Below are 21,051 nucleotides of genomic sequence, written 5' to 3' on the forward strand. Positions count from 1 at the left end.
TAAGCGCTATTGTTGTCCCAAATGAACGTACACGATGGATTTTGATTGTTTACCTATAATATCAACGGTAAAGCCAGCCGCTTTTTCACTTACGCAGATCTCATTAATTGTGGTGCAACCGCGCTCGAACATAATATTGAAAACCTGCCATTACAACCTGACACCTGGCGCGCCCTGAGTTTATTGGCCACTCAAATACTGGACCCAATTGTCGACAAATTTGGCCCATTGCGTTTAACTTATGGTTTTTGTTCACCCGAGCTTGTTAGAAAAATAGCTAAAAATCGTAATCCGCATATTGCCCCAAAGCTTGATCAACATTGCTCGCACGAACTCAATCAAAATCAAAAAATCATCTGCGACCGCCTAGGTGCCGCCTGTGACTTTACCCTAGTAAGCAGCAACAATGGCCAACCGATTAATATGCAGCAAGTTGCACTATGGATGTGTGAAAACCTGAAATTTGATCGCCTGTACTACTACGGTAAAAATCGACCGATACACATCAGCATTGGCCCGCAAATGAATCAATTTATACAAACCATGAAAACCAATGCCGAGACCGGCCATCGCGTACCGTCTAAAAAAGGCCGTGATGAAACGGCAATCGCGGTGATCCAGCAAGTGGGTTATTGATTGTAATAGGTTATAAAATCACACTGAAGCATTCAGACTTAATCATTCATATTTAAACGATTTAAATTATAGGGTTAACCATGTCTACTATTGCGTTTTATGATCAACATTCGCATGATTTTTTCGAGTCGACTGTGAATGCTGATGTCAGCGAATTGTATCAAGCCTTTGTCGCACAACTCCCTTCTAACGCACGTGTATTGGATGCTGGTTGTGGTTCTGGTCGTGACAGTAAAGCCTTTACTCAATTGGGCTTCAATGTTACCGCCATTGATGCCAGTGCCGAATTAGCCAAAGCGGCATCTGATTATATTGGCCAACATGTCACGGTTTGTACCTTTGATGAAATAGACACATCGCTTCAGTTTGACGGCATTTGGGCTTGTGCATCTCTGCTTCATGTTGAAGCAAGCGCTCTACCCAACACCTTTGAAATTTTGGCTAACAGTTTGGTTAATGGTGGCGTATTCTATTGTTCATTTAAATATGGTGATCAAGAGCGAATTCATAACGGTCGGTTTTTTACCGATGCTAATGAGTCACTAGTAGAACAGTGGATTCAACAAACAGGTTTAATGATTAAACAGACTTGGGTGACTACAGATGTGCGCTCGGGTCGTGAAAACGAAAAATGGCTCAATGCCATCCTCATCAAGACGTTAAAATAGAGATGTAAAAATGAAGCTAGCAGAAGGACCTGTATTAACCAGCGGTGGTTTGGATGACCCTTTTTTACCAAAATTAACGCAAGCCATTAACCGTGCGACTAGCATTGAAATGTCGGTGTCGTTTATTCAACGATCTGGGCTAGATTTAATTTTTGATGCTTTATCCGATGCATTAGAGCGCGATGCTAGCATTTCAATTATCACTTCAGACTATCTTTTGATTACCGACCCAGTTGCATTGCGACACTTAATGATTTTGCAATCTCGTGGTGCAAAAACCAAAATATTTACCTGTAATAGCAATCAAAGCTTTCATATGAAAAGCTATATTTTCGTCCAGCAACAAACCGGATTAGCAGATATCGGGAGCGCTTTTATTGGCTCAAATAACATCAGTAAAGCTGCATTCACACACGCATTTGAATGGTGCTTGCGCCATGACTTATTGCCGAATCAAGATCCTAAAGAGTTTAACCATATCCGCCAACAATTCTTGAATATTTTCAATCATTCGCAGGCAATCGATCTAAGTGATACCTTCATCAACGACTATGCCCAAAAACGTAAATTGTGTAAACCACCTTTAGCTATTGTTCATGAAACAGAGCCAGAAGAACCTGTACCTAATTCTGCCCAAGCAGAAGCCTTGATAGCATTAGCGGATACACGTTTAGCTAAGCAATCCAAGGGACTGGTTGTATTAGCCACAGGCATGGGTAAAACATGGTTAGCTGCATTTGATGTATTGCAATTCAACGCTAAAAAAGTGCTATTTGTTGCTCATAGAGAAGAGATATTAATTCAAGCAGAACGGACTTTTAGAACCTTATTACCTCAAAGTACAACTGGCCACTTTAATGCCAAAACTAAAGTCATTGATGCTGACATTGTATTTGCATCGATTCAAACATTAGGCAAACCGGAATATCTTAATAAACTAGATCAAGCTCACTTCGACTACGTCATTGTTGATGAGTTTCATCATGCTGGCGCCGTCAGTTATCGGTTATTACTCAACCACTTTACCCCGCAATTTTTACTCGGTTTAACGGCCACGCCAGAGCGCACGGATCAAGCTGATATTCTATCGTTATGTGATAATAATTTGGTGTTTGAAAAAAACATAATCGACGGAATTGAATCGGGCATTCTGGTACCATTTCATTACCAAGGTATTAAAGACGAGACGGTCGATTACCGAGAACTACCGTGGCGCAATGGTAAGTTTGATCCGCAACAATTAATGAATCTATTTGCTACACAGAAGCGTGCTAAACACGTGTTTGGCCATTGGAAAACCCACAAGCAGCAACGCACCTTAGCATTTTGCGTCTCTAAAGCTCATGCCGACTTTATGGCCCAATGGTTTTCTGCTCGAGGTATTAAAGCGGTGTCGGTGCATAGCGGCTCAGAAGTTAGACGCGGCGAAGCACTTAGCCAATTAAAATCGGGTGAAATAGAAGTGATATTTTCAGTCGATTTGTTCAATGAAGGTACTGATTTACCTTCAATAGACACTATCTTAATCTTACGTCCGACTGAATCTAAAATTCTATTTTTGCAACAGTTAGGCCGTGGGTTACGCACATCTGCCGAAACCAATAAAACCTTTGTCTCGGTTATCGATTTCATCGGTAATCACATCAGCTTTTTAAATCGTCCAATGGCGTTATTGCAAGCAGCGAATGCCAATGAAGCGATTAAGCGTCTTAACAATCCTGAAATCGATTCTAAGTGCTTAATCAATATCGATCCCGAATTGGTCGACTTTTGGCAACAGCTAAAACTTGATTACACCAAAGCAGATCAACAATACCAATTACTCAAAGATGATTTAGGTCACCGCCCTACTGCCACTGAGTTTTATCACAATGGTTATGTTTGGAGTAAAATGACCAAGCAAAATGGTAGTTGGTTTGAACTGGTATTAACCCAAGAACGTGAAGACAAAACATTACTGGCGTTAACGCCCTATTTGCCATTTTTGAGTCTAGGCGTTGAAAAAGCCACAATGACGAAATGCTTTAAAGCCATTTTACTCGAAGCATTTATTGAGTTAGACGGATTAAACTATCCCCCCACAATTGAAGCGGTATGCATTAAGAGTTGGCAGGTATTTAAACGTTATCCGAAATTGTGGACTCAAGATGTTAAAACCGATTTACAGCTAATCGACGCCGATTCCCCAAAATGGCGTAAGTATTGGTTAGACAACCCAATTACGTTTTTATGCAAACAAGATAAGTCAGACACACAGTCTTGGTTTGCTGTAAAAGAAAATAGATTACATGCAAATGTTGATGTAAAAGTTGATGATATTGAAGTAATGTCTACCGCAATGAGCGAATTAAGCGAATTGTTGTTAGCGCGTTATAGCCAACGCCAATCAGCATCGACACTCACTCCAATAAGCAAAACTGTACAATCGAATGTGGTTACACTTCCAATTGAAGTGAGTCGCGATGAACAGGCATCCCTTAGTTATTACCCAGATCTAAAAATTGCCTGCGGTCATTTTAAAACGGGTACTGACGACAATAGTGAAACTCTGACGTTAAACACGACTTTTAGTAAACTCGATCCATCGATTTTCTTTATTGCCCCAGCCAGTGGTGATTCTATGAACGGTGGTAAAAATCCAATTGAAGACGGTGATTTATTGTTATTAGAGCGCATAACAGCACTCAATGCTGGTTCGATTACTGATAAAATCATCGCGATTGAAATCCAAGATGATACAGGTAATAACCAATATTTATTGCGTAAAGTGAATAAACTCACTAATGGTCAGTATCAACTTAATGCCCATAATCCAGCGTACTCATCAATACTAGCAAATGACTCAATGCAGACCTTTGCCAGATTAAAGCAAGTCTTGGACAAGGCTGACTTTGTATAAACAATAAAAAAATAAGCAGCTCTGGCTGCTTATTTTAATAACGTTAGCTCTCAGATTAAAACTCTACTATTACCCTGACTTGATCACGATATAAGCCAGGGGCGGGAAATCGGTCTTCTACTAGAGTTTCAACCAAAAACTGGAAGGCTTGGTTGTTACCAATACCAACACCGGCAACGCTTGCTGCTAAGTCTGGGCCGATGAGTGTATTGCCATCGGTAGTAGTGATTTTATAACCGATATTATCGCTGTTAAATACCATGTTACGTGTACCGGTACTGAAGTTGTCTCCACCGTCGACAAAGTATTGATAGCTCAGCTGTTTGGTACAGTTAATGTCTAGCGGCAATATGGCACTGTGGGCTGCGCCTAGGTACGACACAGCGCCTAACGACACGTCTGATGTTTGCACGCTGCAACTTGCGGTTACGGTAAGTTGTACGTTAATCACCACGGTGGCTGAGCCATTGTCACGTCCTAAGCAGATCCCCAATAAGCCAATTCCTGAGCAATAATCCCATTGCCATAGCACTGAGATGGTGTCGTTATAGGTACCCACACCTACATTCGCAGTTCCCGTAGACAGGTAAATAGGAATGGTACCATCGTCGCCAAATAGGCCCAGTAAATCCAATAGATTGAAAGAGCCAAAGCTGACTGTTTCGTTAAGGGTAAACGGGTCGGTACGTTCTGGTGCGGTATAAAGTGTATATGGTATTGCATCTCCATTAACAGTGCTCAATTGAAAATCAGCTCCCACTAACGTGGCATCAATTTCACTAAAATCCAATAAGTTAACAAAACCTGAACAGCCAAAGTCTGAGCTAAACGATGTTTCTACAATACCGGTGGAAATTGACGCTGAACTAAACGTGCCTAGGTTTTGATTACTGTTACCGCCCACAACACAGTCTGCGTAAACATGTTGGCATGTGAACACCATAACGGCTGTACAACACAGTTTGCTTATTATGTTCATACTGTTTCCCCTTTACTTTGCTGTGTAATGAAACTTGTGCGTGGTTGGTACATTAAATATCGTTGTGGTGGTGCTTGTTGTAGCTTCGAGTCATGGTGTTTTAAATGATGGATACTGGCGTAATACCGTCGCCGTTGCTTGTACCGATTCGGCGCATTAGGCATGTATACCATTGAGGCCATGCTTGTTCTCATTTTTTTAACTGCATACCTGTTGCCCTTTGCAAGCAACGCTTCGTTTATCCGATTAAGTTCCATAGCATTAATGGTTGCTTGATTAAGCCTTTTCATGCTTCCGGCCTGTTTAGCGGCTTTCGGGATAGTGGTATGAGTAACGTCGATGCTTTGAGTACCAGCGATGGCGGTATAAACAGCGACTTGTTGTTCTTTAATCCACTTGTTTGCATAAAGTCGCTTGTTTTCATAAAACCACTTGGCTGTATCTGTTACAAATTGTTGTGCTATTACGATTAAGGTATCGCTATGGATTTGGCTCATCTCTGTAATAGCGGGGTAGTCGGTTGACGCTATCGCTGGTGTTTGAGCGGTTAACGTTAACTGTGAGGCAACCTGTTGCACTGTAGCTGATATGTACTCCAGGTTTATACTGTTCTGATGTTGCTCTATAACCAATGCTTGAGTGTTAACATGAGTTCGAACGTTAACGCTAGCTTGAGTGTTAATATCCGCTTGGGTATTCACTATCACCTCATTAGCAGATGCCTCATTACTGACTGATACCTGAGTATTCACTGCATCCTCTGCACTCTGCGCTGCTTGTGTATCCAATACAGCTTGAGTATCTACGGCTACTTGAGTATCAACAGGAGCATAAAAGCTCACAGATGCCTGAGTGTTAACCATGGCTTGCATGCTTTGTGCGTCGACATGAGTTTGCTTTTCTACATGGCTTGGCGTGTTTGTATGACTTGGACGAACATCGATAGCAACCGTGTTGATGGCGTCAAGCGTTTCAGGCTTAGAGTCTGTCTGGGTTTCAGGCGATGCGACATTAGCCATACTGTCTGCATGTTGGCATACCAATGGCCCAATGATGGCTTTTTGATGATTGATTTGGGTATAACTAAACTCAACTGAGCATTGTTTATTATCCCATTGCAATACCATTTGATTTTCCGCTTGTAGTGCTTGCGGATAAACTTCACCGTGATGCGCTACAGTCTGTGGTTGCTCATCACTGTTAATTATGGCGCTGGCACCTGCAGGGATTGGGTTACCTTTGCTGTCGTTAACAATCACAGTCGCAATGAACTGTTTAGGTTCGCAGGTAATTGGGCCGATTACGGGTGTTTGCTCATCCGTTTTACGGTATTCAAACTCTGCAGAACATTGCTGATCAGCCCAGTTAAGGGTGACGATGTTTTGCGCCGTAAGCGATGATAATGACAACTGACCATTTTTACCGACAACTTGTGGTTCAAGTTGATCATTAATAATGGCTAAGGTTCCTGCGGGTACCGGTTGGCCTTGTTGATCGTTTATCATTACCAGTGCATTGGCTACTTCAGGCGCACATACCAATGGGCCAAGAACAGGAATGTCATCTTCTTGCTTGCTGTAGGCAAACTCAAGTACACACTGCTTACCGTCCCATATAAGGGTTAAGGTGTTGTTGTCTAGTAGTTTTTCAAGATATAACTCACCATCCCAGCCAACAAAGCCTCCATTTTGCTCACCATTAAGGGTCGCTAATGCACCAACAGGAATAGGCTGACCTTGCTCGTCGTTCACAATCACAATGGCCGCTTTGGTTTGATACAGTTCAAAATTGACATCTACACCATGGCTTTCTGCTGCCATCACTTGTATTTGATCGTTCACCACATTGGTGTCTAACGGTAATGATTTGGTGTTAATGCTGATATTGACAGGATTATATGATGCAAGGCCAGTAACCAATAACATACCGTCATCGTCTGACTCACCTACTTCCTGGTTTTCAATTAATACCGGCACATCTGCAATACCACCTGTTGATACCACGGCAAAAGTATCTGCTACGCGATTACCTAACAAGAAACGACTTTTAGACCAAATTAATGACCCCGATGCTTGACCCCAATGGCCACTTGAACCACCACGGTTATAGTACCCACCGGTTAATTCAACTTTGTCACCTCTCCAGCTGCCGTTAGCTGAAAAATCACCGGTGCCAACAACATTACTTACGTTACCTCTAAAACCACGGTTGCCATTGCGGGCAAATGAGGCTGAGGCAACGGTCCGGTCTTCACCTTTATTGTCACGCACATGGCTGACGCTAGCACGTGAACGAGTACCAAATGGGATCGATAAATTTAACCCAACACTAACATCGTCGCGGTCTGGATCCCAGTTAACACTCGCTGAAATAGAGGCTGTGTCGATTGATTGATTATAAAAAGCAGATACCAGGCGACGGTTGTCGTCATCGAACTTAGTGATATCAAAATAACCCACACCAACAGAAACGCCATTATCAAATGAGTATGCGGCATTAGCTTGCACTTCACGTTCGATTTGCGACACAAATTGGGTTGACCCCGTGTCACGATAACCTTGTTGCTGTTGCTTAACTTGGGCAGAAAACCCCCAGTTATTGGCTTGAAAACGATAACCAGCGAGGCCTAACCAACCGCTGTTATTTTTGTCTTGCCCATGGGCTGCCGCAAACGAAAATACCCCCAGATTACCCAGGGTAAAATCGGCACCAACACCTACGTTGTACACATCTTTGCTCAGTTCGGCATGCGAAGACACCGACATGTTGTCGGTTAAGCCGTAACGTACATCGGCAATAGCGGTGAGATCTGAGTCATAGTTAAATGAGTCAAGACCAAAACCTTGTCTTAGTACCCCTAAGTTAAGGTCGTAGTCGTACACGCCTTGCTTAAGCAGCTCTGGCGCAACATAAAATTGTAAATCTCGGCTAACCGCCTGGCCATTAATGTCAGTGGTGACAATGCTAGCACTGGCGAAACCATTCACCGTGGGTTCGCTGTCTAAAATAAAATTTCCGGGTTCTACATTGCCAGAATACATTTTGTAATTATTAACAAACACTTCAACATCTGACGGCAACACAGCACTCCCGATAAATTCAGGATATGGGTAACTTACATATTGTGGATCTAGCTCAAAACGACGCGACAGTTTAATCCCGCCCATTCTGACTTGACGAGCCCAAGGATTACCGCCACTGATCATGTCACCGACACGCCAGTAACGCATATTTTCTTCGTCGTTATATTGCCAAAAACTGTCGTAGCGGATCATCCCTTCATCAACGGTGCTGTTATCACTTCCACCGAGCTCTTTACGGTAATTTGCCGTGGTTTCGAATACGCCCAAATCGCCAAACGCACGCCATTGTTGCAGTAAATCAACGGTGGTTGTGCCAGATTGGTAATCGCGATAATACATATCGTAATTCACCAGGGCACCGCTTGAGCGCGTAATAGGAATAGAGGTTCTTTTTTTACTGTTAATCACCTGGGCAGGAAATAAATCGATGTCAGCGGTAAGATAAAGGCGTTGAGTTTCGTAGCTATAAACACACGATACGGCTTGTAAATTACAGTAGTCTACACGACCACTTAAGCCACTGGCATACTCAGCTAAAGATGAACCGCCTAGAACGTTTTCAGTGCTCCAAAAATGATTTTGGATATGATTAAACTCAATAAGTTGGTTAACCTGGACGCCATTAAGGTACACGTCTAAATATAAGGTTTCAGCAGAAACAGCGCTGGTGTAGGTGCTTGCAGCGACTAAGATAACTTTGGTTAGTTTTTTCATTGTTACCTCCCATCGTGGTTAATCTCCACATCGACACCATTGATTTCTGCGAATAGTTTCGACGAAGAGGTAAGCGCAACGGGCGACACATTAAACGCTGCCTGACTGTTGGCTTGGACATAGCCAAGTAAGCCACCGAATACAACGCTCTCTTTGTCGCTGCCGTTGGTGTAACGAACTTTAGATATTCTGGCGTGGCCGTTTGCCTGGTTCTTAAAAGCCAACTGATTGGATTGCTTGTTGTACGAATAGGTTAACGCGCGGTTCCAGATACTGGTTAATTGGTCAAAATTTTCAGTGCGCGCGACCGATAAGTCTGGGCCACCAATAAACAACGGTAAAGCATAACGAACTTGCAGTAATAACCCTTGATCAGAAGTGTTTTGCATATCTGGAATTTCATCTAAAAACACCCGATACAAACGTTCGTTGTTAATATCACTTGCGGGGCCGGTGTTAACAATTCTCACCACTTGCTGTTTGCCCGGTAAAATATTGAGTGATGACGGACTCACCACCACTTTGGGTTTATCTTGTTTACTGTTGTGTGCGTCCCACTGACGCACACGCACTTGAATTTTCATTGCGGTATTGCTGTTGTTTTGCAATTTGAGTAGTGCTGCCTTTTCACCTGGGGCAATATCAATATTCACGGGTGAAATCAATAACTCAGCGGCAGTAAGGTTGAGAGGATTCATGACTAATGCGCCGGCGAATATCATCGATGCTAAATGCTTCATTTTTGTTTCTCCTTAAAAAATAAGTACAACCTCTACGCTGTCTTGGTAGTTCCCGGTTGAGGGAGTCACTGCTTGAGGCGAAATAGCGGCGTATATCGGCAGCCATTCAAATAATCCACTGGCGTTACCGCTGACGGCATTAGTGCTGTCCCATATTTGCGCACGTCCAGGGTCTTGAAATAATTGATATGGCACGGTTTCTCCGGTCACGTTATTGAGTAGCAGGCGGTTGCTACTGTCGGTGCCGTTTAACCCGTTGCCTAGTTCAATTCTGTAACTTAAATTAGGGGAGCATCTAAAGCCGATAGAACCACTTCCGGGTGTCGATGTGGCTTGTGCTCCATATGATAAACTGCTCAGTTCACCAAAATTAATCGCACCAAACGCCGTTGCACCGCTGCCGTTGTCTAACACACAGCCTTGTTCAATCTGTATGCTAATTTCGCTAATATCTTGAGCTTGTTCAGCGATGACAATCAGCGGGGTCATACTGAGTAGTGCGATTAATGTCTTGGTCATCATTGTTCATCCTCGTTTGATGAAGAATGCGGCGTCATTTACTGAGTTAAAATGACGCCCTGCAGGTTGCTTACCACGAGATAGTCATGCGCACTGTATCTAAATAGTTACCTGCCGCCGGTGTGGTTTGTCCTGCTAATACACGACCATAAATAGTTAATGGTTGTATTGCGCCTGTTCCGGTTAAGGCTTGTGACTGTGGACCTTCACCCCAACGAACCGAACGGGCTGCATCTTGATAAAGTTCATAGTTCACAAAATCTAAACCACCGCGAGATACACGACGTTGACCGGCCTGCGGGTTTGAACCATCATCAAGCGCGACGCTGTACGCTAAGCTGGTGTTACACGTCAGCTCAATACTGCCTGCACCTGCTGCACCTGCCGATTCAGCATCAATAAACAGCTCTAAGTTGCTTTGCTCGCCAAAATCGACTGACCCAAATTTATTAATACCAGCACCGGCATCTGTAGTACCGTTTACGGCACAGCCTTCACCAATAACGAGTGATACATCAACATCACCACGTATTTCACTTGCAAATGATGGGCTCATAGCTACAGAAGAAGATAATAATGCTGCGATTGCGATATGTAGTTTTTTCATATGTCACCTCGGTGTTGTTTTAAATTAAGAGTTATTTGGAACTCGATTAAGATATTGCAGGTAGGATGCCAACTATCAACAAAAAATTAAGACATTGTTTTATAAGGCTTTAAATTGATTAATGGTTTTTGACTGTGCTTTACTACTCTGATAGGTTTGCAAAATGCAACGCTGTATTCGCAATTTGCAAATGATGAGCAATTTGCGATGGGTTGATTGTTAAACCGCGACGAATTCATCACAGCTCTCGTCACTGCACTCATCACTGCAATATGATCAGAGGTGAGAGTTCAGATATTTGGGATGAACTAGGGTTAAGCCCATATGAAAATGGACGTTCTTTTAGATAGCATTTGCGTAATGATGTATAGAATTGTTGAGTGGTTAGGTTGATATAAGTAAAACTTAAAGGAAGGCTTAAGGGGAACTTGATGAACAATAAGTGTGGCTAACATGAAGTCATGCAATACTCATTTTAATCTGTTGCTGGCATGGAATGATTCCACAGATGACCATTATGTTAGGTTTTGTCGGATACCATTGACTGGCTTTGTCAATATGTGATCATGACTCATCTACTCATTAAATTGCTGCTGAATAAACGCAAGTTCTTCGTCAGCCAGTGGCGCGGCATTATCATCGTTAGAACAGCCTACAATATCCAAATGATCAATTTTATGTTGCACATGGCTCGGTGTTGATTCTTTAGACAAACAGGTTAATACATCGCGGCAAAACTCAAGCATATGCAGCTCCGACACCTGTAATGGCCGACATGTACAAGCTAATAATGATTGGGTATCCCCCTTTAATTGGGTGAGTAATTGATTTGATTTATCTTCATTATGCGCCGCTATAAAAGTTAACGACGCTAAGTACATTTGTTGCAACGTTTGCTCATGTAATTGCGGCATAACCTATTCCCCTATAATCTGCTGTTATCGCCTTCGCCATCTGGCGCGACATAAATCCAGCTATCTTCGTTATTGATACTCGGTAAATTAACCTTAAATGGCGCGGTAAAACGCTGTAATACGTTTTGATTATCGTTAAATAGATCAACCACTTGCTCAGCACTGAGCAAATTAATATCGGCGACACAATTGAGTGTCCCTTGTTGTATGCCCAAACTTGCAAGTAAGTTTGAGACCAATGGGTTATCGATTAAATTAACGTTTAGCAGATCAAAGGCGTTGGCTAATGCAATATAGGTGACAGAGCTAATGAGATCGTTGTTTTCGTCCAATCGAGTGCCAATAGGACAACATACCTCGCCTAACGTGACATCGACATTGGGGACTAAACCGGTTAACGATAACGTACTAAAAACAGTATTGATGAGTGGTTCTATCGTTGAGCGATTTCTGTCTAACGTGTCCCCTTGCGCCTCGGTACCTGCAGGGCATTGATCGCACACTGGGTTATCAATTGTAGAACCGATATTAATGATCGATGACCCCGACTCTACCCCCACCAGGCAACTCACATCGGCTTCGGCTTGCTCTACACTAAATGACTCGCATGGCATACCTGAGACCACTTTTTGCGATAAATAGCGTGACTCAATTTGGCTTATATTCACCGGACATTGCTGCGGTGTTGAACGAAATAAATACCCAGTCACAGCATTGTTTGATCGGCCAATGGCATAATTAGGCCCGCCTTGAAGCGCATGCAAATAACTCACGGCACCGGAAGCATCAATGTTATCAACGCCTCGATTGTCTGAGGTTTCATCGCTAATTCCTTTAATACAAGGGTTACCAGTACAGTTAGGTGAATCGTAATAAACTGGTTCACGTGAGGTAAAACGGTCATCCCTTACCCCTAAAATTGCCCGGTAGTTTTTGTGTGCAGGATCGGGCGCTAATGGTGCAACGCCGCCATCAATAAACGGTACAATTGGGGTTTCGTGCTCATTTAAACTGAGCATTTTACCTAACTTAACCCCATTACTGTCAGCAACGGTGATGTCTCTGTTTTGCTGTGCCACTTGAGATTTAACCAGCGCGTTTCTTACCGCCGATATACCCACAAAACTGCCAATAATTAAAATGGTTGTGATTAATATAAGTTCAATGGTCAGTACAAAACCAGCCTGCTTCCTTAACCTGGTTGATATGTTATTTATCATGGTGGCGGCCTCTTATAATGAATCGGCTAAAACGCTCAGCAAATCCATAAACTGAATTGCGGCGGGGAAAAAAACCAACACCAGAAACATCGGAAAACACACCAATAACATCGGCAATAATACTTCTAGCGACTTTCGATTAATTTTACTGTTTACCAATTGCTGGCGTTGCTGTTGTATTGCACTGAGTTGTGATTGCAGACAATTGATTAATGGTGAGCCAATTTGCAAACCAATGTTAATAATAGCCGCCAATTTATTCAGATTTTGCACCCCGGTTCGTTTGGCTAAATCCGCAAAAGCGCGTTGTCTATCACGACCAGACTCTAATTCTAAAGACAGCAGTAATAACTCATCTGCTAATGGGTGTTCTTTGGTTAAGCCATATTTTGCCGACAGTCTAAATGCCTGGCTTAGAGGTGTTCCGGATTGTAAATAGACCACTAATAAACTGATAAAAAATTCTAATGATGCATCGATGCGCTGTTTTCTCATTTGGCGTTTTAACAGTAACCAGCCATCTAGCATGAAAAAGGCAATAACGCTGACCAGAATGTGAAGCCATACCGGCATTGTCGGCATAAATTCAAGCACCATGATAACGGCTGTAATCGCTAAGCTGATTTTAATAGACCAATACAGCAACCGGTTACGAAATACCGATAAACCTGCTTGTCTAATCAGGTTTGCTGGATAAATGTTGTCTAAAGGTAGTAAGTCACCAAAAGAAGTAATGTCTTTATCGTCGACACGAGTATTGTGGAATAAGTAAAATAACCAACAAGTTAGAACCAATAACACGCCTAAAATAAGATCGGTAAAAAGTGATGTATTCATAAGTTGGCCTTTAATACTTTACGTAACCAAAAGAAGCCAATAATTTGTAATAACAACGCAGTGCTTAAGAAGTTAGCGCCATTAGGGTGATCTAGTAATGGTGCAAACCAATGCTGCTCCTGCGACACAAACAATGGAATAAGTGCATAAGGCATAAGCCCACAAAAGAACGCCGCATAACGTGTGCCCGACATTTGGCTATTAATAAAGTGATACTGCTGAATACGTTGACGCATAAGCTTCGTTACTGCTTGTAACATGGCATTAAAGTCGCTGCCGGTTTGATGCCTTGCTACCAATGCTTGAGCAAATAATCGGGTGCCTTCGGTGTTGTAGCGATTGACTAATCGATTAACCGATTGGCTGGCGTCATAACCCGATGACAACCGCGTGACAATTTCTGTCAGCTCTGCTTTTAATGGCCCTTTGGCTAAACTGGCTGCGGTTGAAATAGCTTGTAGTGGTGACAACCCCGCTTGTAGTGATGAATGCATGGTATCCATTGCATCTACTAATTCAGTTTCTACCCGTTTTATACGCCATGTGACTAAGTCATCTAATACAAAATAACTACTGACTAATATGGCTAATGCCATGATCACCGCGATGCTTTGATGTTGAGGAAACGCCGTATGAATCGCCATATAGGCACATATGGATAGGGTTAAAATACCAATCAGCACACTAATTGGCGCTAAGTTAATGTCTAATAATCGTAACTTTTGGCGTATTCCGCTAGTTAATTTAGTTTGTGGTTCTAGCTCTTGCTGCTTAGGTTGGACATCGGCAAACCACCAAGCCCTGGCACACACAAGCATCACAGCCAATAACACCACCAATACAATCACTTCATACCAAGGCATAATCTACCTCCGAAAATAGCGAGTTAAGCTCGGTAACATCAAAGCCTTTGGCTGCAATTTGTTCGCTTAACTGGCATTGTGTTGCGCTGCAAACATGTTGGCCTACGATATGGTTATGATCTGTTTGCGGTTGTTGTTGAAACTCAAAAAGTGGTTTTACCTCCGTTATAGCTGCGGTTTGTATCACTTCACATACACTCACTACTCGACGGCTACCGTCTCTAAAACGTCTAACTTGAACAATGACTTGTATTGATGAGCTGATCATATGATCAATGGTGTCACGGCATATTGCCGCTTCTTCCATTTGGGCCAATGAGCGTAGACGGTTGATCACATCTTGTGGGTTATTGGCATGCACAGTCGTTAGGCTTCCATCGTGGCCACAGTTCATGGCTTGGAGCATATCAAATACTTCACCGCCCCTGACTTCGCCAACAATAATGCGGTCAGCGCGCATTCTTAATGCCGTTTTCACTAAGTCTCGTAATGACACTTCGCCATTACCCTCGCCGTTTGTTCCACGACTTTCCAGTGGAATAACATGCGGATGATGTAGTTGCAGCTCGCCCGTTTCTTCAATGGTGATAACGCGTTCGCTGTTAGGGATAAAGCCGGAAATCACATTAAGTAAGCTGGTTTTACCTGAGCCCGCACTACCAGCAATAACGATATTAATGCCTGCAATAACGGCTTTTTCTAGAAAGGTTAGAATGTCTTGGCTGATAAACCCACTAGACACTAATGTCTCTGCGCTAATGGTTTCATGATGAAAACGGCGTATTGATACTACAGCGCCAATAGTACATAACGGTGGTATAACCGCATGTAAACGACTGCCGTCGGCCAATCTTGCATCCACCATAGGATTATTAGCATCTAACTGGCGACCTTGCGCACTCACGATACGCTCTAGAAATCGTCTTAGGTGCGAGTCGTTATCGAACGCTTGAGTTGTTTTGCGTAATGCTCCGTGACGCTCAACCCAAATTGAAAAAGGACCATTAATTAAAATGTCGGTAACGGCTGGGTCTAACATTAATTCAGAAATTGGCCCTAGCCCTTGTAGTTCTTCGATAACTTGCTGGATAAGGAGTGCCTTATCTGAAGTATTTAATGGCTGTTGTTGTTGCCCTGGCAATAAATCGATTAGTTGCTCAAGCTGCTGCTTAAGCTGAGTGGGTTGCTTTAAATGCAATGAGTCGTCGTTGTCCATATCATCAATTAAGCTGTTATGGAGCAGTTGCTTAAGTCGACGCATTTCATCGTTGGGAATTGATGAGACGTTCAATGTTGTCGGGGAAAAAATATTATGTTCGGAATTAAACATATCTCACCTCACTGCATTGTGACTTCCATTTGTGCGGATTATTAACGTTCAATACTGACCGTTTTGCGGCTATTACCACTGTGAATAATGATGTCTCTGTGCGTTTGGGCCATTCCCAGTAACGGCTGGGTTCCGTTGGCAATATCGTAGGCGCTGTGTAATACAATAGACACAATATCGCTGGCACCAATACTGGCTAGTGGATAAACATCTCCTGGTCTAACGGCCATAACTAGCGCTAATGCGCCATTGGATGAACTGGTACTTTGGTCATTTAAACGGTCGATTGCCCCTTTACTGTTATTGGCCTTTTTGGGCGGCTTAAGTAAACCAATTAATTGCACGTTGCGAGCAACGGTTCTGACACTTTTACGTCCGCGAACTAAAATATCGAATCGGTCGCCTTGATTAAGCTTGGCAAACGGCAGGCCTGTAGGTAATTGTGAAAGTGTGAATAACACCCGGCCCTCTGGTACTGCATACGATAACGATTTAACTGTGGGTAAAATGAGTTCGTTAGCAAAAACCACATCACCTTTGCGTTTGGCTACATTAAGTACTTTGCCAAGTAACTGCTGTGGATTTTGTACACTTTGTTCTGTATCCGATTTATCTGTTTTGCTCCTTGTTAGTGTTGATAAAGTAATAGTGTCACCGGCTTTCAAATCTTGGCTTAACACTACCGCAGTGGTTGTAGATAAACGGTCTACTTGACGAATACCCAGTGCTGAAGCCAATACGCCGGAGGTGACGAATAGTGCAATGGCTATTGTCGTACTACCTGTGAATTTGCGTTTCATGATGCACCTTTGCGTTATGTTGTTAATCTAAAGATTAGGCGCCGATTGCCTCTGTGTGAGACAACCGACGTAGACTTAGATTAAATTAGTTATCTAAACTACCGTCAGCCTGAGAGGCCGAAGCAGCACCTGCACTAGGTGAATTTGAAATCAACACAGCAGATTCTGCGAAGTCGGTTGCAACAAACTGGAAGGTTGCACCATCACCAGCATTCACATCCACAGCATCGATAAAGCCTGAGCCACTGATTTCTGCCGTATTTTCAGCATTAATGATGCCGTCAAATGCGTAGCTTTGGTCTAGCGAACCAATCGCTTCTGCAACATCTTCTAGTTCTGCAGTAACCGAATCTCGCATTGTAGTAAGTCCTACTACTAAGCCTGCTGCCATGACAGTTGATAATAAAATCAACTCAGATGTCATAACAAAACCGCCTTGCTTCTTATTGTTTTTAATCATTGATTTAATAGATTTCATAATGTTTACCTCATGTTATTAACTATCATGTTCACAGCCATCAAATGTTGTATTGTGAAATTGGGTAGAGAATTAACTTGCTCTGTTACATTAAGAGGAATCTAGATACTGCTATAAATTGCCTCTGTATAAGTAATTGCGAACAACATGCCAATATAGGATATTCATAAAATAAATTTTAAACTTGTTATTTGTCATGCGCTTACATATTTTAAGTTAATTTTACATACAATGAGATTATCAACAGTATCGGATTGAAAATGGATATGAATTGCAGAGTGAATGGCAAAATGCGAAAAGTTGCAAATCTACTGTTAATCCAATTTTTGCGCAGTCCATTAATTCAATAGCGTGACTCATGAACACTGGTTCTGTGAGTGTTATTAGTACGGTTGTCAGTACGTTTGCATTCCATGCTTAACGCCTGAATCATCAATCGGATCTACATTCACCTGTCATTAGTAATTACATTGTTAGATAACTGAGGCCCTTATTGGCGGCTATTGTCGACGGCTTTAGCAGCTCCATTGGTTTGCGGTTAGTGTTGCTGCATTTCTAAATTTTTGGCTCAAGGTAATAAGTGATTAAGGCCAATGTCATCCGTTATTACCGTGTTGCTGTTGGTGCCAGGAATAACGGCTTGGGCATATTCTCTTAATGTGATTTTTTGCAGCCTATTGCGACAACTGAGGTGTTAATCAATTCCATGCTGTAATCACTTAACTGATACTGAGTTGCTGAGTATATGAATGTTGAGCTGTTGAGCTGTTGAGCTGTTGAGCTGTTGAGCTGTTGAGCTGTTGAGCTGTTGAGCTGTTGAGTAAATTTTTATAAATACTCTTACACAGAGCAAATTAATACGATATTTACTGGCTTATCGTTACCAACGACAACGTTTTGGCTTAAGCGAATCGTTAGTCAGCTCTGTATTACAGATAAGAGCATTGGCCTAAAGCAAAAAGTCCCCATTTGGGGACTTTTACAAGCTGAATAATGACATTACAGACTACTTAACTGGACTCGACACTCAGGATGGTCACTTAAATACAGCAGTCTCGACAAACTTTGTCGGTGTGCCGGCTGGTAACTCAGGGTGTCGGCGTAAAAATGGCATGCTTGCGACCAATTTGATTGTGCTTCGTGAATTAGTCCTAAGTGGTAACTGGTTCGCCATTCTGGAGCGCCTAATCGGTCGGCGGTAGCAATCACGGCTTCGGCTTTTTCGTAACGACCTTCTAAATAATAACTTGCTGCTAATGTTGCATGCAGTTCTGGGTGATCCGGTTGTAACTGCACTTGTCGTTGTAATACGGTTCTTGCCAGGTTGATATTACCCTCTTGCATGGCCAGTTTACTGCGCAAAATGGCTACTTCGGATACTGGTTGTTGTTGCGATAACAACCTATCTAGCACCATTTGGCTATCAACATCACGACCGATTTGATGGTAAACAATCGCGGCTGTAAAACCAATTTGTTGGTGTTGTGGATAGGTCATTGATAATGCACCTAGGTCGTTCGACAAGCGTTCACAGTCACTAATAGCAGACTGATAACCTTGGCAATTAACACCATCGGTTTGATTTACATTGTATTGTTTTAACATCGCCGTTAACTGATCATCTGGCTGATATTCACGCTTAGTTTGGCTGGTACTACACGCACTGCTGACTAAGGCAACCACAATCACGGTACTGAGGCGGAAATGAGTTAAGGTCTTCATAATTAATGTCCTCTTTATAGTGACGAGTCAGCTAATGGAAATTGCATGCTTTGTAGCATTTCAGCTGATGTTTGGAATTGCCATAAGGCAACATCATGACGTGGCTCTCTTACCAGTGTTGGCGTCACAATAATAATTAACTCGCGGGCGGTATCGGCGTCAGACGATGACTCGGTTAACTTACCCAGCAACGGAACATCGTTAATACCCGGTACAAAGTCACGTGAATCGCTTATGTCACGGCTGACTAACCCACCGATGATTAATGGCTGTCCATCACGTAAGCGCGTACTGGTGGTCAGGTTTCTGACATTGAATGCACTAGTGGTTAATGATGACCCTGTGCTCGACGATATTTGTTGGGTTAACAAAGTGTCTGGTGTTGAAATACTAGGACTTAAATCTAAAGTGATTAAGTCGTTTTCGTCCACCATTGCTCGTACTTCAAGCTGGATACCAAACGATTTAAACTCGGTGCCACTAAATACCCCTTGGCTATTACCCCCATTGGCACTACTAATTCCATTGGGTGAAAATGACGTTGGCACTGGCACTTCACCACCGGCTCGGAATACGGCTTTTTCTCCTGCTAAGACGGTTAACGTCGGACGAGATAATGTGCGTGAGATACCGTCTTTTTCTAACAATGAAAACAGTAAATCAAATGCAATCTCACTGCCGCCCACTTGGAAGTTGTTCACCAGTGCGCCACCTAATACCTGCAATGCATTTTCGACTTGGCCTGAACCCAGTGCTTGATTAGTTGCCCCATCTAAACCGAAATTACCGTCTGTTTTGTTGTAGCCTTGAGTGATCAATGAAAAGTCAGGACGCCATTGGGTTAAACTGCGACGATTCACTTCGTACATTTGAATCGCTACACGAACCTGGGGTAAATCGCGGACTTCGATGGTCGACAATAATCTACCATTCGCCATAGACAACAACTTGGCTCTGGCAATATTTGACTTCACATTGTTACTGCTAGATTTTGCATTACCGCCTCTATTTGATGACGAATTACTGCTTACCTGTTGGCTTGAGCTGATTAACCCACCCGACTCATTGGCGATAACGGTAATGTCATTACTGCCTGCTTCTATTTTTCCAGTGATTGAATTAATACGATCTCCAGTGAAAAGGCGCGATGCTAAATTTAATACTCTAACGAGGTCAACTTGGGTTTCAACCTGACCGCCTAGTAACAAGGTGTCGGCTTGATCATCAGGCATGTCGCCTTTTTGAATACGACTTACCGTGACTGATTCACCACCTAATTGAATAATGGCCTTTTTGACTTTTTCAATCATGCTCATTGGTAATACATCAACTTGAATTAAGTTGATAATAGCGGCGTGGCCTACACTCCCCCGATTAGACTTACGCAGTTGCTGCGACGGTAGACGAATATTAGGGCTTAAGTCGGCCAAAAAATCGGTAGGTGATTTCATGACTAAACTATTGTTATCGTTGATACGGTTTTTACCTGCATCTAAGTAATGACGAGCGGCAGTTTCAGCGGCTAATTTATATTTTACCGTTGGCACTCGGCCCCTAAGTACCAGAGCTGCGCGATCAGGTGCTAATGTTAGGCGAATTTTAGGGTGAATATCACTGAGCGCTTGCCTTAACACACTCAAGTCTTCTGTGACACTGAATAGAAACGTTTCAGAGGTGTCGTCGGTATACCAAACAATAAGGCTGGTACGGCCCACTTTTTTTGCCAGTGCTAATACTTCATTTTTATCGAGTACTTCAACTTGCATAATGGCATCTTGGCCAATGGCTACGCGTGAAATGCTTTTTTTAAACACCAAACGTGAATGAGTCCACTGGACCATTTCTCGGATCATACTGGACTGGCGGCCATCTGCTGTTTCAATAAAATCTAGCCCTTTAGTGCCAGCAAATACTGACATGCTCACTAGCAACAAACAGATTGACGTTACACAGAGAGATTGTTTCATGGTTCACCCCTTAACATTTAACGCGTCATTTAAGACAGTACAATGATTAATGCAGGAAGCTGGCCACAAAATTAA

The 21,051-nt window shown here is 42.7% G+C and carries 17 protein-coding genes; 3 read left to right on the forward strand and 14 right to left on the reverse strand.

The window, feature by feature from the left end; genetic code table 11:
* Positions 1 to 45: 45 nt before the first annotated feature.
* The 3 genes from AAEY94_RS08955 (at position 46) to AAEY94_RS08965 (ending at position 4,203) form a co-directional block, all read left to right on the forward strand.
* A complete protein-coding gene (locus AAEY94_RS08955) occupies positions 46 to 636 on the forward strand; it encodes a hypothetical protein (RefSeq protein ID WP_335691963.1) in 591 nt (196 codons plus the stop codon).
* An 80-nt stretch (positions 637 to 716) separates the two neighbouring features.
* On the forward strand, positions 717 to 1,304 hold the full coding sequence (locus AAEY94_RS08960; protein ID WP_350978490.1) for a class I SAM-dependent DNA methyltransferase: 588 nt from the start codon (positions 717 to 719) through the stop codon (positions 1,302 to 1,304).
* A gap of 10 nt (positions 1,305 to 1,314) precedes the next feature.
* The gene (locus AAEY94_RS08965; RefSeq protein ID WP_350978492.1) at positions 1,315 to 4,203 is read left to right on the forward strand and encodes a DEAD/DEAH box helicase family protein; all 2,889 of its coding nucleotides are present in this window, start codon (positions 1,315 to 1,317) and stop codon (positions 4,201 to 4,203) included.
* 55 nt (positions 4,204 to 4,258) lie between these two features.
* Here the strand turns inward: AAEY94_RS08965 and AAEY94_RS08970 are convergent, their stop codons facing one another.
* The 14 genes from AAEY94_RS08970 to AAEY94_RS09035 form a co-directional block, all read right to left on the reverse strand.
* The gene (locus AAEY94_RS08970; protein WP_335691966.1) at positions 4,259 to 5,182 is read right to left on the reverse strand and encodes a spore coat protein U domain-containing protein; all 924 of its coding nucleotides are present in this window, start codon (positions 5,180 to 5,182) and stop codon (positions 4,259 to 4,261) included.
* Positions 5,179 to 8,979, reverse strand: a complete 3,801-nt coding sequence (locus AAEY94_RS08975) for a FimD/PapC C-terminal domain-containing protein (RefSeq protein WP_101087129.1) — start codon at positions 8,977 to 8,979, stop codon at positions 5,179 to 5,181. The genes AAEY94_RS08970 and AAEY94_RS08975 overlap by 4 nt, the downstream gene beginning before the upstream one ends.
* A 2-nt stretch (positions 8,980 to 8,981) precedes the next feature.
* Positions 8,982 to 9,719: a fimbrial biogenesis chaperone gene (locus AAEY94_RS08980; RefSeq protein WP_101087128.1), complete on the reverse strand. Its 738-nt coding sequence runs from the start codon at positions 9,717 to 9,719 to the stop codon at positions 8,982 to 8,984.
* A 12-nt stretch (positions 9,720 to 9,731) separates the two neighbouring features.
* Positions 9,732 to 10,241: a Csu type fimbrial protein gene (locus AAEY94_RS08985; protein ID WP_101087127.1), complete on the reverse strand. Its 510-nt coding sequence runs from the start codon at positions 10,239 to 10,241 to the stop codon at positions 9,732 to 9,734.
* A 67-nt stretch (positions 10,242 to 10,308) separates the two neighbouring features.
* Positions 10,309 to 10,845 (reverse strand): Csu type fimbrial protein, encoded by a 537-nt coding sequence (locus AAEY94_RS08990; RefSeq protein WP_101087126.1) that lies wholly within the window; start codon positions 10,843 to 10,845, stop codon positions 10,309 to 10,311.
* A 575-nt stretch (positions 10,846 to 11,420) separates the two neighbouring features.
* On the reverse strand, positions 11,421 to 11,759 hold the full coding sequence (locus tag AAEY94_RS08995; RefSeq protein ID WP_350978495.1) for a hypothetical protein: 339 nt from the start codon (positions 11,757 to 11,759) through the stop codon (positions 11,421 to 11,423).
* Positions 11,760 to 11,770: 11 nt separating this feature from the next.
* A complete protein-coding gene (locus AAEY94_RS09000) occupies positions 11,771 to 12,979 on the reverse strand; it encodes a hypothetical protein (RefSeq protein ID WP_350978496.1) in 1,209 nt (402 codons plus the stop codon).
* Positions 12,980 to 12,991: 12 nt separating this feature from the next.
* Positions 12,992 to 13,816 (reverse strand): type II secretion system F family protein, encoded by an 825-nt coding sequence (locus AAEY94_RS09005; RefSeq protein WP_101087123.1) that lies wholly within the window; start codon positions 13,814 to 13,816, stop codon positions 12,992 to 12,994.
* Complete coding sequence (locus AAEY94_RS09010; protein ID WP_101087122.1) at positions 13,813 to 14,679, reverse strand: type II secretion system F family protein; 867 nt, start codon at positions 14,677 to 14,679, stop codon at positions 13,813 to 13,815. The genes AAEY94_RS09005 and AAEY94_RS09010 overlap by 4 nt, the downstream gene beginning before the upstream one ends.
* Positions 14,666 to 16,009 (reverse strand): TadA family conjugal transfer-associated ATPase, encoded by a 1,344-nt coding sequence (locus AAEY94_RS09015; RefSeq protein ID WP_101087121.1) that lies wholly within the window; start codon positions 16,007 to 16,009, stop codon positions 14,666 to 14,668. Before AAEY94_RS09015 ends, AAEY94_RS09010 begins: the two co-directional genes overlap by 14 nt.
* Before the next feature lie 41 nt (positions 16,010 to 16,050).
* Positions 16,051 to 16,809, reverse strand: coding sequence for a CpaB family protein (locus AAEY94_RS09020; protein WP_101087120.1), 759 nt, complete (start codon positions 16,807 to 16,809; stop codon positions 16,051 to 16,053).
* A gap of 85 nt (positions 16,810 to 16,894) precedes the next feature.
* Positions 16,895 to 17,287 (reverse strand): hypothetical protein, encoded by a 393-nt coding sequence (locus AAEY94_RS09025; RefSeq protein ID WP_101087119.1) that lies wholly within the window; start codon positions 17,285 to 17,287, stop codon positions 16,895 to 16,897.
* Between the two features lie 999 nt (positions 17,288 to 18,286).
* Positions 18,287 to 19,009 carry a tetratricopeptide repeat protein gene (locus tag AAEY94_RS09030; RefSeq protein WP_350978498.1) on the reverse strand — a complete coding sequence of 241 codons (723 nt, stop codon included), beginning with the start codon at positions 19,007 to 19,009 and terminating at the stop codon, positions 18,287 to 18,289.
* 14 nt (positions 19,010 to 19,023) lie between these two features.
* Entirely contained in the window at positions 19,024 to 20,976 is a 1,953-nt protein-coding gene (locus tag AAEY94_RS09035) for a secretin GspD/PilQ domain-containing protein (protein WP_101087117.1), read from the reverse strand.
* Positions 20,977 to 21,051: the final 75 nt, after the last annotated feature.

The organism is Shewanella sp. AC34-MNA-CIBAN-0136 (assembly GCF_040309945.1).
Lineage (GTDB): Bacteria > Pseudomonadota > Gammaproteobacteria > Enterobacterales > Shewanellaceae > Shewanella.